Source organism: Nocardioides sp. Z22_16, from assembly GCF_058134365.1.
On record NZ_JBYTTI010000005.1, the window covers coordinates 364,107 to 378,451 of the forward strand.

General features: G+C 72.1%; 12 protein-coding genes. 2 read left to right on the forward strand and 10 right to left on the reverse strand.

What is annotated here, in order from left to right:
* Positions 1–83: 83 nt before the first annotated feature.
* The 3 genes from AC3X7R_RS16900 to AC3X7R_RS16910 all read right to left on the reverse strand — a co-directional run bounded on the left by AC3X7R_RS16900 (position 84) and on the right by AC3X7R_RS16910 (position 2,127).
* Entirely contained in the window at positions 84–326 is a 243-nt protein-coding gene (locus tag AC3X7R_RS16900) for an RNA-binding protein (RefSeq protein ID WP_489966845.1), read from the reverse strand.
* Between the two features lie 2 nt (positions 327–328).
* The gene (gene rpsP / locus AC3X7R_RS16905; RefSeq protein ID WP_489966846.1) at positions 329–847 is read right to left on the reverse strand and encodes a 30S ribosomal protein S16; all 519 of its coding nucleotides are present in this window, start codon (positions 845–847) and stop codon (positions 329–331) included.
* Positions 848–1,053: 206 nt separating this feature from the next.
* Positions 1,054–2,127, reverse strand: a complete 1,074-nt coding sequence (locus AC3X7R_RS16910) for an amidohydrolase family protein (protein WP_489966847.1) — start codon at positions 2,125–2,127, stop codon at positions 1,054–1,056.
* 49 nt (positions 2,128–2,176) lie between these two features.
* On the opposite strand from AC3X7R_RS16910, the gene AC3X7R_RS16915 reads away from it, so the two are divergent.
* The gene (locus AC3X7R_RS16915; RefSeq protein WP_489966848.1) at positions 2,177–2,716 is read left to right on the forward strand and encodes a GtrA family protein; all 540 of its coding nucleotides are present in this window, start codon (positions 2,177–2,179) and stop codon (positions 2,714–2,716) included.
* Here the strand turns inward: AC3X7R_RS16915 and AC3X7R_RS16920 are convergent.
* The 5 genes from AC3X7R_RS16920 to AC3X7R_RS16940 form a co-directional block, all read right to left on the reverse strand.
* Positions 2,711–3,082, reverse strand: coding sequence for a hypothetical protein (locus tag AC3X7R_RS16920; RefSeq protein WP_489966849.1), 372 nt, complete (start codon positions 3,080–3,082; stop codon positions 2,711–2,713). The two genes, AC3X7R_RS16915 and AC3X7R_RS16920, sit on opposite strands and share 6 nt — an antisense overlap.
* A gap of 20 nt (positions 3,083–3,102) precedes the next feature.
* Positions 3,103–4,665, reverse strand: a complete 1,563-nt coding sequence (ffh, locus tag AC3X7R_RS16925; RefSeq protein WP_489966850.1) for a signal recognition particle protein — start codon at positions 4,663–4,665, stop codon at positions 3,103–3,105.
* 136 nt (positions 4,666–4,801) lie between these two features.
* Entirely contained in the window at positions 4,802–7,024 is a 2,223-nt protein-coding gene (locus AC3X7R_RS16930) for a [protein-PII] uridylyltransferase (protein WP_489966851.1), read from the reverse strand.
* A gap of 94 nt (positions 7,025–7,118) precedes the next feature.
* Entirely contained in the window at positions 7,119–7,457 is a 339-nt protein-coding gene (locus AC3X7R_RS16935; protein WP_489966852.1) for a P-II family nitrogen regulator, read from the reverse strand.
* Positions 7,454–8,794, reverse strand: a complete 1,341-nt coding sequence (locus AC3X7R_RS16940) for an ammonium transporter (RefSeq protein WP_489966853.1) — start codon at positions 8,792–8,794, stop codon at positions 7,454–7,456. Before AC3X7R_RS16940 ends, AC3X7R_RS16935 begins: the two co-directional genes overlap by 4 nt.
* Positions 8,795–8,953: 159 nt before the next feature.
* Here AC3X7R_RS16940 and AC3X7R_RS16945 point away from each other — a divergent pair, with 159 nt between their 5' ends.
* The gene (locus tag AC3X7R_RS16945) at positions 8,954–9,949 is read left to right on the forward strand and encodes a glycosyltransferase family 2 protein (protein WP_489966854.1); all 996 of its coding nucleotides are present in this window, start codon (positions 8,954–8,956) and stop codon (positions 9,947–9,949) included.
* On the opposite strand, the gene AC3X7R_RS16950 is transcribed toward AC3X7R_RS16945, so the two are convergent.
* Both AC3X7R_RS16950 and ftsY read right to left on the reverse strand, forming a co-directional pair.
* Positions 9,950–13,129 carry a glycosyltransferase gene (locus AC3X7R_RS16950; protein WP_489966855.1) on the reverse strand — a complete coding sequence of 1,060 codons (3,180 nt, stop codon included), beginning with the start codon at positions 13,127–13,129 and terminating at the stop codon, positions 9,950–9,952. It abuts the gene before it with no gap.
* 32 nt (positions 13,130–13,161) lie between these two features.
* Positions 13,162–14,328, reverse strand: coding sequence for a signal recognition particle-docking protein FtsY (gene ftsY, locus AC3X7R_RS16955; protein WP_489966856.1), 1,167 nt, complete (start codon positions 14,326–14,328; stop codon positions 13,162–13,164).
* Between the last annotated feature and the right edge of the window lie 17 nt (positions 14,329–14,345).

The following is a 14,345-nucleotide window of genomic DNA, read 5'->3' on the forward strand; positions in this document are numbered from 1 at the left end:
GCGCTCAGGGTAGAGGGCGGCACGGCGGGAAATGCATCGTGGGCGCCACCCTGACGGGTGACGCCCACGACGTGGGGTGCTGCTCAGCGCCTGCGGTCGACGTCCACGAAGTCGATCCGCGCACCGCCACGGCCCGCGAGGGCCGAGATCACGGTGCGGAAAGCGGTGGCGGTACGCCCGTTGCGACCGATGACCTTGCCGAGGTCGTCGGGGTGCACCCGGACCTCGAGGATCGAGCCGCGGCGCAGCTCCTTGTCCCGGACCGACACGTCGTCAGGGTTGTCCACCACCCCGCGGACGAGGTGCTCCAAGGCATCGGCCAGCATGCTCAGGCCTCGCTCTTGCCGGCGTCCTCGGCGGTGATCTCCTCAGCCGCCTCAGCGACCTCGGCAGCGACCTCGGGGGTCTGGTCGGCCGGCACGGCCTTCTCCTCGACCTTCTCCTCGGCCTTCTTGTCGTCCTTCTTGGAGGACTTCTTGGTCACCGCACCGGCCTTGGGCTCGCTGGCGGCGTCCTTGAGGGCCTCGTTGAAGATCTCGAGCTTGTCCCGCTTGGGCTCGGCCACCCGCAGGGTGCCCTCGGCGCCGGGGAGACCCTTGAACTTCTGCCAGTCGCCGGTGATCTTGAGGATCGCCTCGACGGCCTCGGTCGGCTGCGCGCCGACACCGAGCCAGTACTGGGCCCGGTCGGAGACGACGTCGATGTACGACGGGTCCTCCTTGGGGTGGTACTTGCCGATCTCCTCGATGACGCGCCCGTCCCGCTTCTTGCGCGAGTCGACGACGACGATGCGGTACTGCGGCACCCGGATCTTGCCCAGGCGCTTCAAACGGATCTTGACGGCCACGTTTGTGGTGTCTCCTTGCGAAGTTGAGGTTGGTGAGCGAGCCGCAACCAGGTGGGGACCGGGTCGGATCACTCGGAGGGCACTGCCGCGTCCGGATGAGAGGGTCCGTACGGACAGGACACGAGGAAATATTCTGCCAGACGTCTGCCCGGTCCCACCAATCGCGTCCGCCTGCCGTGCCTCGTCGCCTCCCCAGCGCGGGCGACTCAGGCCACGACCCGCCCCCGCAGCACGACGCGAGCCGGCTCGTAGAGGACCGACAGGTCCACGCGCGGGTCCCGGTCGTAGACCACGAAGTCGGCCGGGGCTCCCTCGGTGAGCTGCCCGTTCCACCCCAGCCACTCGCGCCCCTTCCAGGAGACCGCGGCCAGCACCTCGTCGGGGGGCAGTCCCATCTTCGCCATCGCCAGCACCTCGCCCGCCAGGTGGCCGTGCCTGCTCGGGCCCCCACCGTCGCTGCCGACGTACATCTGCACGCCCGCCTCGTGGGCCGCCATCAGGACCTCCCGGCGCCGCGCGTAGAGCTCGTCCATGGTCTGGGAGTACGCCGGGAACCGCTCGCGCCCGCCGGCGGCGAACTGGGGGAACTTCGAGGTCTGCATCACCGTCGGCACCAGGGCGACCCCGGCCGCGGCCATCTGCTCGACCTGGTCCACCGAGAGGCCGGTGCCGTGCTCGATGCAGTCGATGCCCGCGTCGAGCAGCCCCTGGAGCACCTCGGTGCCGAAGCAGTGGGCCGTCACCTTCGCCCCGTGCTCGTGGGCCACCGCGATCGCCGCCGCGAAGGCGGCGGGCGGGAAGGACGGCGCCAGGTCGCCGTCCTCGCGCGAGATCCAGTCCCCCACCAGCTTGACCCAGCCGTCCCCGGCCCGTGCCTCCTGGGCGACGTAGGCCGACAGCTCCTCGGGCTCCACCTCGTGCCCGAAGTTGCGGAGGTAGCGGCGGGTCCGCGCGATGTGCCGCCCGGCGCGGATCAGGCGGGGCAGGTCCTCGCGCTCCTGGACCCAGCGGGTGTCGCTCGGCGAGCCGCAGTCACGCAGCAGGAGCGCGCCGGCGTCCCGGTCGGCCAGCGCCTGGCGCTCGGTCTCCTCGTCGCTGATCGCGCCGGGGTCGTCGAGACCGAGGTGGTTGTGGGCATCCACCAGCCCGGGAACGATCCATCCCGACGCCACCGTCTCGGCGCCCGGCTGCGGCTCGAGGGTGACGCGGCCGTCGACCACCCACAGCTGCGTGGCCTCCCCCGTGGGCAGGACCGGACCCGAAAACCTCGACGCTCTCATGGAGCGACCGTATGACACCGCTCCTCCCCGTGGCCGCTACTGTCCTCGGGTGAGTGTGGAAGGACATGCGGCCCGGGGCCTCCGCAACCTCGGCCTGTTCCTCAGGTTCGGTCTGGTCGGTGCCTCCGGCGTCGTGGTGAACCTGGCCACCCTGGTGCTGGTGAACCGGCTGGGCTCCCATCCGGACGCCGCGGTCGTGGGTCTGCCCCTGACCGATTTCAACGTCCGGTGGTACCACGTCTTCTCCACCGTGGCGTTCCTGGTCGCCAACGTGTGGAACTTCCAGCTCAACCGGACGTGGACCTTCCGCTCGACCGCGCACGCCCGCTGGTGGGACGAGTACTGGCCGTTCCTGGCGGTGGGCCTCCTGGGACAGGCCCTGGGGCTGATGCTGTTGACGTCGCTGATGCACCCCGGCTCCGCGCTGGCGCTGCCCACCGACGTGCTGGACGACTCGACGGGCTTCAGGACACGCCTCTACTGGGGCCAGCTCATCGTGATCCTGGTGGTCACCCCGCTGTCGTTCGTGCTCAACAAGCTGTGGACGTTCGCCGCGGTCCGCGGCCACCGGCCGGCCGACCACTCATAGCCGGTCCCAGAGCCAGGCCGGACCCAACGTCAGGGCGCCGAGCCCCTCGACGCGGGCGCGGAGGAACCGGTCGGCGGTGACCACCGTGACGCGGCGTCCGGCCTCCCGGGCGGTCCGCACCTGCGCCACGATCGCGGAGTCCCCGTCCTTGGGGGCGTGCACGGTCGTCACGTGCACGTCCCGTCCCGGCCTGACGCCTCCCTTGGCCGCCCCCTCGACCACCAGGGCGATCTCGTCGTGCGGCAGGTCGGCGACGAGCAGGGCCTCGTGCAGTCGACGCGCCGCGCCGCCCCGGTCCTTCCACCAGCCGTCCGGCCGGGAGCCGACCACGTTCGCCGCGTCGATCACCAGCAGGGTGCGGTCCACCGCGCGTCCGACCCGTCAGCTCACTTGAGGAACTTCGAGAAGTCCTTGGGCAGCTCCAGCGCGGCGGCCGCCTTCTCGTAGTCGATCTCCTCCGCGCCCGCGCCGAAGGGGTTGGCCGCGGCCCCCGGCTGCTTCCCGCCGGCGGCCTTCTGCGCCGCTGCCTTGGCGGGGTTCCCGGAGACCCGCTTCGACTTCCCCTTCGCCTTCTTCGGCTGCTTGCCGCGCTTGCCGCCGCCCATGCCGGGCATGCCGGGCATGCCCGGGATCCCGGGCATCCCGCCCTTGGCCATCTGCTGCATCATCTTGCGCGCCTCGAAGAACCGGTCCACGAGCTGGTTGACGTCGGCGACCGTGGTGCCCGAGCCCTTGGAGATGCGCGCCCGGCGTGACCCGTCGATGATCTTGGGGTTCGCCCGCTCGGCCGGAGTCATCGAGGAGATGATGGCCTGGATGCGGTCCAGCTCCCGCTCGTCGAAGTTCTCCAGCTGCTCGCGGTACTGCCCCATCCCGGGCAGCATCCCCATGATCTTGGTCATCGAGCCGAGCTTGCGCAGCTGCTGCATCTGCTGCATGAAGTCGTCGAGGGTGAAGTCCCCCTTGCCCTGGAGGAGCTTCTCGGCGGCCTGGAGGGACTGCTCCTGGTCGAAGGCCTTCTCGGCCTGCTCGATCAGGGTGAGCATGTCCCCCATGTCGAGGATCCGCGACGCCATCCGGTCGGGGTGGAAGAGGTCGAAGTCGGTCATCTTCTCGCCGGCGGAGGCGAACATGACCGGCTTGCCGGTGAGCGAGGCGATGGAGAGCGCGGCTCCACCGCGCGCGTCGCCGTCCAGCTTGGTGAGCACGACGCCGTCGTAGCCGACGCCGTCGAGGAACGCCTGAGCGGTGCTGACCGCGTCCTGGCCGATCATGGCGTCGACGACGAAGAGGACCTCGTCGGGGTCCACGGCGTCACGGATGTCGGCGGCCTGCTTCATCAGCTCGGCGTCGACGCCGAGGCGGCCGGCGGTGTCGATGATGACCACGTCGTGCAGGGTTCGCTTCGCCTCCTCGAGCGCGGCCCGGGCCACCCGCACGGGGTCGCCGACACCGTTGCCCGGCTCGGGGGCGAAGACGGGGACGCCGACCCGCTCGCCGTTGACCTGGAGCTGGTTGACCGCGTTGGGCCGCTGGAGGTCCGCGGCGACCAGGAGCGGCGTGCGGTTCTGCTCCTTGAGCCACAGGGCGAGCTTGGCGGCGAGCGTGGTCTTGCCGGCACCCTGGAGACCGGCGAGCATGATCACCGTCGGGCCGGTCTTGGCGAACCGGAGGCGACGGGTCTCGCCGCCGAGGATGTTGACGAGCTCCTCGTTGACGATCTTGATGATCTGCTGGGCGGGGTTGAGCGCCTGGCTGACCTCCTCGCCGCGGGCGCGCTCCTTCACCGCCCCGACGAACTCCTTGACCACCGGGAGCGCGACGTCGGCCTCCAGGAGCGCGATCCGGATCTCCCGGGCGGTGGCGTCGATGTCGGCCTCGGAGAGCCTCCCCTTGCCACGGAGGTTCTTGAAGGTCTCGGCGAGCCGGTCGGAGAGTGTGGCGAACACGTGCGGTCCTTGCGTCGATGGGCCCCTGGTCGCGGGGCTGGTTGCAGAGCTGGGTGGGGAGCTGGGTGGGGCGGTGGTGCCGCGATGGCTGCCCCCAAGACTAACCGGCCGGGCCGGGCGGGCGTACCGGGCGCGGTCAGGTCAGGGCGTCCCTCACCGCGTGGGCCGCCGAGGCCGCCCGGTCGTCGGCCAGCGCCCCTCCCCCGATCTCCTGGAGGTAGAAGACGTCGACCGCCTGCGGTCCCAGGGTGTCCACGTGGGCCGACCTCACCGTCATGCCCAGCGCGGCCACCGCGGAGAGCACGCGGTGGAGCAGGCCGGGACGGTCGGCTGCGCGCACCTCCAGCACGGTGGCCCGCCTGGAGGCCTCCGGCCGCACGGCGACCGACGGATCCAGTCCGCGGGTCTCGATCGGACGCAGTCGCGTCGAGGGCTCGATGCGTCCCTCCGCGATCGCCTCGAACCGCTGGCGCAGCACGGCGGTCTCCAGGCCGGTGTCCGAGATCTCCCACTGCGAGACGGCCATCTCGCCCTGCGACCACGCCCGGGCCCCCCGGACCGGGGCCCGGTGCAGGGCCAGGGTCGCGGCCACGTCCGCCAGCAGCCCGACCCGGTCCGGAGCCATCACGGTGACCCGCGAGCCGTCGTCGCTGTCCTGCACGGTGATCGAGACGGGTACCGAGCCCTCCGCCAGGGACGCCGGGACCGGCAGCTCGCGGTCCGCCGGGTCCAGGAGCGCCGGCTCGTCGCCCCCCTCGGCGAGCGCCGCGCCGGCCCGGCGCACCAGGGCGCCCACCAGCCCCGCACGCCAGCTCGACCAGGCCTTCTCCGAGGCGGCGAGCGCGTCGGCCTCCGTCAGCGCGGCGAGCAGCTGGAGGGTCAGCTGGTCGGGGATCCGCTCCGTCACCTCTGCGACCGTCGTCGGGTCGTCGACGTCGCGGGTGGTGGCCACGCTCGGCAGCAGCAGGTGCCAGCGCACCATGGTCCCGATCACCTGGACGTCGGCGGGAGAGAACCCCATCCGACCCGCCACCGCCCGGGCCAGGGGCTCCCCGGCCACGCTGTGCTCGACCAGACCGCCCTTGCCGATGTCATGGAGCAGGGCGGCGACCATCAGCAGGTCGGGCCGCGGGACCCGTCGGATCAGCCGGGACGCCTCGACGCAGGTCTCGACCACGTGGCGGTCCACGGTGAAGCGGTGGACCACCGAGGCGTGGGGCAGGAGACGGATCCGCTCCCACTCCGGCAGGACGCCGTCCAGTCCCCCCGTCTCCTCGAGCGTCTCCCACACCCCCAGGAGTCCTGGCCCGGAGGCCAGCAGCCGGACCATCAGGTGGCGCGCCTCCTCGGGCCAGGGCTCGGAGAGCCCCGGGGACTCCGCGACCAGGCGGGCGACGGTGGCGGGGGCGAGGACCAGGTCACGCTCGGCCGCCTCGGTCGCCGCCCGCAGCAGGAGCAGGGCGTCCGACGACGGCTCCACGCGCCCGTCGAGCACGACCTCGCCGGCCGCCTCGGCCACTCCCGGGGCCAACGGCTGGAGCCGCGGCCGCCTGCCCCCGGTCGCCCTGGGCCGGGCCAGGACGGCCTCGACCCGTCGCCAGGTCAGGCGGGAGAGGTGGGCGATGCGACGACCGTGCCGGCGCACGTGCCGTTGCGCGGCGTCGGAGTCGGAGAGTCCGAGCCCCGTGGCGATCTCCGGCCAGCTCTCGGGCCCCACCCGGTCCACGGGACGGCCCGTCGTGGCGTGCAGGTGGTCGCGCACGTCCAGCAGCGCCTGCCGCCCCCGCTCCAGCTCGACGTGCGGCACGTCCACCAGCCAGGTCGCCACCAGTGCCCGCAGGATGCAGGCGTCCCGCAGCCCACCAGCCGCCTCCTTCAGGTCGGGGACGGAGACGTGGGCGAGCTCCCCGACCAGCTCGTGGCGGCGGCGGACCATCGCCGCCAGCTCCGGGAGCCGCTCGCGGGCCGAGCGCCGCCACTGCGCCAGCATCGTCGTGCGCAGTCGCAGGGTGAGGCTGGGATCCCCCGCGAGGTGCCGCAGGTCGAGGAGTCCGAGGGCCACCTTCAGGTCCGCCGCGGCGGTCTGGACCATCTCGCTGGAGGAGCGGACCGAGTGGTCCAGACGGGCGCCCGAGTCCCACAGGGGGTACCAGAGGGCGGACGCCAACGCCGCGGGGTCCAGGCCGTCCTCGTGCACCAGCACGACGTCGAGGTCGGAGTACGGCGCCAGCTCGCCACGACCGTAGCCACCGACCGCCACCAGCGAGAAGCCGGACTCCGGCCCCCCGGCTGCCTGGTAGGCCTCGCGGCAGAGCGTGTCTGCGCGCGCGGTGCGCTCACTTCGTTCGACCTGGGTCATCGGGGCCTCCTGCTCCGGACATGGGCGAGGCCCGTCCCGGACGGCGTGCGCCGCCCGGGACGGGCCTCCTCGATCTCTGGGGTGGGACCTCGGCTCAGAGGGCGGCTTCGTCCTTGTCGCCGGTCCGGACACGGACCACGGTGTCGACCGGGCTGACCCAGACCTTGCCGTCCCCGATCCGGCCCGTCTGCGCGGTCTTGACCACGATGCCGACCACGTCCTCGGCGTCGGCGTCGTCGATCACGATCTCGATCCGGATCTTGGGCACCAGGGCGATGTCGTACTCCGCCCCCCGGTAGACCTCGGTGTGACCCTTCTGCCGGCCGTAGCCGCTGACCTCGGAGACCGTCATCCCGGCGACCCCGAAGGTCTCCAGGGCCTCACGGACGTCCTCCCACTTGTGCGGCTTGATGACCGCGGTGACCAGCTTCATGCGGTGGCTCCTTCCTTGACCTGCTCCGAGGTGGCAGTGCCACCGATGACCCCACGGCGGGTGCCGCCGGCACCACCGAAGTCGTAGCCGGACTCGCCGTGCTCGACGAAGTCGAGGCCCTCGACCTCGACCTCCTCGTCCACCCGGAGCCCGATGACCGCCTTGACCGCGAGGGCCACGACCAGGGTCGCGACCGCCGACCAGATCATGGCGAAGAGCGCGACCACGACCTGGATGACGAGCAGCTTGACCCCGTCACCGTAGAACAGGCCGCCGCTGGTGGCCAGGAACCCGATCCCGACGGTGCCGACCAGGCCACCGACCAGGTGAACGCCGACCACGTCGAGCGCGTCGTCGTAGCCGAGCTTGTACTTCAGGCCCACGGCCAGGGCGCAGAGGGCACCGGCGACCAGGCCCAGGATGATCGCGCCGACCGGGGAGAGCGAGCCACAGGCCGGGGTGATGGCGACCAGACCGGCGACGACACCCGAGGCAGCACCCAGGGAGGTGGCCTTGCCGTCGCGGATCTTCTCGATCACGAGCCAGCCCAGGATCGCGGCCGCGGCGGCCATGGTCGTGTTGAGCCAGACCAGGCTGGTCTCGCTGAGGAACTGCTCCGCGTCCGCCTCGGGGCTCTCGCCGCTGAAGACGACCGAGCCCACGTTGAAGCCGAACCAGCCGAACCAGAGCAGGCCCGCGCCGATCATGGTCAGCGGCAGGTTGTGCGGCTTGATCGGCTCCTTGCCGAAGCCGAGCCGCTTGCCCAGCAGCAGGACCAGCACCAGGCCGGCGACACCGGCGTTGATGTGGACCACGGTGCCACCCGCGTAGTCGATCGGCGCGACCTCGGCGCCGTCGGCACCGGAGAAGATGAGGTCAGCGAGGCCGTTCGTGGCGCCGCTCAGGAACCCACCGCCCCAGACCATGTGGGCCAGGGGGAAGTAGGAGAGCGTCGCCCACAGGGGCAGGAAGAGCATCCAGGCCGAGAACTTGAGCCGGTCGGCGACCGCCCCGCTGATCAGGGCCGCGGTGATGACCGCGAACGTCAGCTGGAAGCCGACGAAGATGTAGTCCTGCCCGCCCACGTCCTTGAGCCCGAAGAGCTCGAAGGGGTTGGAGAAGAGCATCGCCACGTCCTGCGACCCGTAGGACATCGACCAGCCCCAGAGCACGTAGACGACGCCGATGACGCCCATCGCCGAGAACGACATCATCATCATGTTGAGCACGGACTTGGAGCGGCTCATGCCGCCGTAGAAGAGCGCCAGCGCTGGCGTCGTCATCATCAGGACCAGTGATGCCGACATCAGCATCCAGGCGTGGTAGCCGTAGTCCATTGGACCTCCAGTTGCCTCGGGGTGTGATGCCAGCAACCCTCGGGCCAGGAGATTTCCAGGTGTGCCGAAGCATGTTGCGTCCATGCAACGTCTGAGGCCCTGGTGTTACAGCCATGTGAACACCGCCGCCGCTGGCGCGGTGAACTAGGGTGCGGGGTTGTGAGGATCATCGGGACGCTGATGGTGCGCGACGAGGTCGACATCGTCGCGGCCATGGTCGAGCACCACCTGGCGCAGGGGCTGGACCGGCTCATCGTCACCGACAACGCCTCGGTGGACGGGACGCGCGAGGTGCTGGAGGCCTACGCGGAGACGGGGCTGGTCGAGCTCCACAACGACCCCGAGCACCGCAAGCAGCAGCGCGACGTGGTGACCCGGATGGCCCGCCGGGCCCGCACGCAGTACCGGGCGGACTGGGTGCTCAACCTCGACGCCGACGAGTTCCTGGTCCCGGTGGACCGCCACCTCAGCGTCCGCGAGGCGCTCGAGCGGACCCCGCTCCACCTCAACGCCTTCACCGTGCCGGTGGTCAACCTGATCGGCCCGGCGGGCTGGTCGGGCAGCGGTCTCTCCCGGCTGGTCTGGCGCGACCAGCGCAGCAACGAGACGCTGCGCGCGGTGGGGCTGCACGCCCAGCCCACTCCCAACGCAGTGCACCGGGGCGAGTCGGACATCGTGATCCAGCAGGGCAACCACTTCACCTCGATGCCCAGCAACGGCCAGCCCGATCCCGAGGTCTCCATGGAGGTGCTGCACCTGCCGTGGCGCTCCTGGACCCAGTTCGAGCGCAAGGTGGTCAACGCCGGCCGGGGCTACGAGGCCTCGCCGGACCTCAAGCCGAGTCCCAACCACCACGGGATGGCCGACTACCGACGGTGGAAGGAGGGCACACTCGAGGAGTCCTACCTGGCCCGCAGCCCCGACCCGGACGAGCTCGCCCTCGGTGAGCCCACCGGCGAGTTCCGCCACGACCCGTGGCTCCTCGACCATCTCCGTGCCCTGGTCTCGTCGGCCCTGCGTCCCGACCTCCTCGCCGCCGTCCTGGAGTCGGATGCGAGCTCCCCGGTCCCCGACGGGCTCGGCGACACCGCCCTGCGTCGCCACCTCGAGGTGGCTCGTGACTCCGCCGACGGACGGGCCACCCGCACCGCCTGATCAGCGGTCGAAGCCTCGCTCGCGCCGCGCCTCCACGGCGATCTCGACGAGCCGTGCGGCCCGGGCGCGGAAGGAGTGCTCGCGCCGGATCCGGGCCGCGACCTCGCGGCGCTCCTGGTCGGAGCCGAAGACCTCGTCGGGCCGGCTGGAGGAGCTGAGCGCCACCAGCTGCGCGGGTGAGGTCATCACCTGGACGGAGCGCCCGAAGAGGTCGTCGAGCCCGACCACGTCGTCGGTGATCACGCGGGCGCCGCTGGCGGCCGCGTCGAAGAGACGGTTGGACAGGAAGCCGTCGAGCCGCATGTCCTCCCAGTGGTCGTTGAGGACGACCCCGGCCGACCGGTAGGCGGCCCCGAGCCGGGAGTTGGGCAGGTAGGTGTCCTTGATGAGGCGCCCAGCCACGAAGGGGCGCCACTGGCTCCCGTAGATCGACAGCGGCAGCCGCTGCTCGACCGCGGCGCGGACGATGGGGCGGTACTCCTTGCGGGAGCCCCCGACGAAGAGCACCGGGTGGCCGGTGTCCGGCACCGCCAGGTCGGGGTGGAAGAGCCGGTGGTCGGTGGCCTGCAGCATCGGCTCGACCCGGATCCCCCAGTCCCGGGACCGTCGCTCGGCCCAGGTCACCGAGGCCGCCAGCAGACGGTCGTAGGAGACCGCCTCCGCCGTGGGCAGCATCTCCGGGTGCGAGATCACCCATCCGATGGTCACGTGCTCGAGGGAGGGGCGGAACGGAGCCAGCCCCCGCAGCACGAGCGAGACGTCGTCGAAGCGGCCGGTGTAGCGCTCGTGCTCCGGACGGTGGTCGATCACCACCTCCTGGCCGAGCTCGCGCAGGGCTGCGGCCAGGGCGCGAGCGAAGTGGGTGTCACCCCAGCGCTCGGCCTCCGGGCCGAACGGGGCGGGGTTCTTGATGGCCCACCGGAGCCGGGGAGGCGACTCGGAGATCCGGGGACGCGGCGCGCGGACCAGGACCGGCTCGGGGACACCGAGCCGGCGCTGCTTGCGGTGCCGGAAGGCGACGGCCCGGTCCACGACGCGGAAGCCTCTCGTCGCCCACAGCTCCTCGTCGTCGCCCGGCAGGTCGTGCTCCCACCGCTGCAGGAAGAGGGTGCGGTTGGTGTCGAAGGCGTCGAACCGCCCCGGGGTCTGGGACTCGTGGTGGGTGACCCGCGAGTCGGGGCGCACGGTGAAGCGTCCGCTGCGGCGGGCGGCCAGCCGCAGGCACAGGTCGATGTCCTCCATCCCGTTGCGGAAGACCGGGTCGAACCCCTGGAGCGCCACCGCGTCCTCGGTGCGCAGCGCCAGGGCGGCGCCGGTGAGGGCGTGGAAGGAGAGCTCCTCGACCCCGGTGGCGTCCTCGACCGGGAAGCCCTGGAGGAAGGCGTGCGGCAGCCCGCCGGTGACCGGGAAGGCGACCCCGGCGGACTGGACGACACCCGTGGGATAGAGGAGCAGGGACTGGGCCGCCAGCACCTCCGGGTCGGCCAGCGCGTCGACGAGCGGCTCGAGCCACCCGGCCTCGACGGTGGTGTCGTTGTTGAGGAAGACCACACAGGCGCCACCGACGTGCGGCAGGGCCAGGTTGTTGCCGAGCGCGAACCCGTGGTTGGTGGGCAGGTGGAGCACCCGGACCTGGTCGAACCTCGCCGGCAGCGAGTCCAGCACGACCGAGGCGTCCGCGTCGCACCCGTTGTCGACCACCAGGCACTCGACACGTAGGGCGCTGTCCGCCGCGGCGGACATCACGCTCTCCACCGCGGCGCGGGTCATCTCCCAGTCCGCGTAGGTGGGGATCACGACCGAGACCAGCCCGGGGTCCCGGGGGGTGCGGGCGGCCTCGTCCCAGTCGATGAGGGAGCGGTTGAGCACGACGTCGGCCCAGGACTTCACGGTGGCGTGCTCGAGCACCGGGCGGTCCCCCGCCGGACGCTTCCGGGCCTCCGAGGCCCACTTCGCGTGCCGGGTCACTCCCTGCAGCGGCACCGGGTGCAGGCCGCACCGGGGGGCGAGCCTGGTCGCGAGCTCGAAGACCCAGGCGCCCGGGAGCTCCTCGTCGAACCCGCCCAGGCTCGCGAGCACCTCCCGCCGGACGACGAGTCTCGCGAGGTCGACCGTGACACGCTGCGCGAGCGGCCCGCGGGCCAGCCCTCCCCCGACCAGTGCCGAGGAGCCGTCGCGACGCACCCGGCGCAGGACGTCGACGAGGGCCGGCTCGTCCTCCACCTGCCCGACCGCCGCCATCAGGCGGAGGCGGTCCGGAGACCAGGTGTCACCGGCCTCGAGGAAGGCGACCCAGTCGCCCCGGGCGAGGGCGAGTGCCGTGTTGAGGGCCGCGGCGCGCCCCGCGTCCTGCACCTGGACCGTCGACCAGCGGCCGTCGGGCAGCTCGGCCGTGAGCACCTCCTCGAGCTGGGGCAGCACCCCCTCGTCGAGCACGAGCACCTCCCAGGAGGCGAGGACCTGGGCGCGCAGCGACCGCAGCGAGGTCGCCAGGTGCCCGCTGTCGCGGCCCGGGGCCAGGAGGACCGAGACCAGCGGTCCGTCGGAGGCCGGCTCCGGCGCGACGTGGTCGTAGCTGGCCAGCACCTGCTGGCCACGGCGCAGGTCCTCGCGGACGGCGGCGGAGCTCGGCGCGGCGCTGCGACGCCGGGTCCACTCGGAGCGGCGCTGGGCGATCCACGCGAGGAGATCCGGGTGCCTCTCGTCGTCCTCCCCGAGGAGCCACTGGTTGGCCGCCGCCCCGGCGGCGGCCCCGAACTCCTGGTAGTGGCCGATCGGCCCGTGCGGGTGGGCGCTGGCACCCGGGGTACGTCGCAGGTAGCGCCGGGTGTCGAAGAGTGGGTGGGTCGAGGCACGCCAGGCGCGGCGGCGCAGGTAGACGAGGAAGACGTCGCGGTCGCCGAGGTCGGCGGGGTGGTGCTCGGCGAACCACTGCCGGTCGAAGAGCCGGTTGGGTGAGGGACGACGGGCGACCGGGGTCCGCAGGTAGTGCCGGATCAGCTCCAGCCGTGAGCCCTCCTCGCCGGTGACCAGCGAGTACCACTCCTCGTCGAAGAGCGGGGAGCCCATCAGCAGGGACGCGTCGGCCCCGAGCTGACCGACACCCGCCGGGGCGGAGGCCCGTCCCTCGACGACCCGTCCGAGGACGCGTCGAACCCGGGTGATGCTGGGTCGGTCCACGTCGGGCGGCCTCCTGGTCGGTCTGGTTCGGCTCAGCCGAGCAGCGCGTCGACGAACGCCTCGGCGTCGAACGGCGCCAGGTCGTCAGCTCCCTCGCCGAGTCCGACCAGCTTGACCGGAACGCCGAGCTCACGCTGGACCGCTACGACGATACCCCCCTTGGCCGAGCCGTCCAGCTTCGTGAGCACGATGCCGGTCACGTCGACCACCTCGGAGAAGACGCGGGCCTGGATCATCCCGTTCTGGCCGGTGGTCGCGTCGAGCACGAGGAGCACCTCGGTCACCGGCGCCTGCTTCTCGATCACCCGCTTGACCTTGCCCAGCTCGTCCATCAGGCCGGCCTTGTTCTGCAGGCGGCCCGCCGTGTCGACCAGGACGGTCTCCGCCCCGCTCTCGGCCCCGACCTTGACGGCCTCGAAGGCGACGCTGGCCGGGTCGCTCCCCTCGGGTCCGCGGACGACCTCGACCCCGACCCGCTCGCCCCAGGTGGCGAGCTGCTCGACGGCCGCGGCGCGGAACGTGTCGGCCGCACCCATCACGACCTTGCGGTCCTGGGCGACCAGGATCCGCCCGATCTTGCCCACGGTGGTCGTCTTGCCGGCACCGTTGACTCCCACCACCAGGACGACGCCCGGCTTGCCGTCGGCGCCACTGACCTGGAGGCGCCGGTCCAGACCCGGGTCGACCAGGGTGAGCAGCTCCTCGCGCAGCACCGCGCGCACGTCGGGTGCCTTGCCCCCCTCCACCCGCATCCGGGCGCGCAGCCTCTCGACCAGCTCCTGGGTGGGCCGGACCCCGATGTCGGCGGTGAGCAGCGTGTCCTCGATCGACTCCCAGGTGTCCTCGTCGAGGCGGTCACGGGAGAGGAGCGCGAGCAGACCGCGACCCAGCCCTCCCTGCGAGCCCGAGAGCCGCTGACGCAGGCGGACGAGCCGGGAGGAGACCCCCTCCGGCCGCTCCACCGCCGGGGCGGTCTCGACCTCCGCGACGTCGGGCGCAGCGACCACCCCGACGTCGGCCCCCGCCTCGGCGGGGGTGGGAGGGGCCTCCGGTGCCGTCGTGGTCCCGGGTCGGGTGAGGACGTCGGTCCCCGCGCCCGGGGGCACCTTCGGGGAGCGACGGCCGCTGGCCAGCAGACCCGCGACGGCCAGCACGCTGAGGACAGCGATGCCGATGATCAGATAGAGCAGTTCACCCATGCCCCAATCCAATCAGA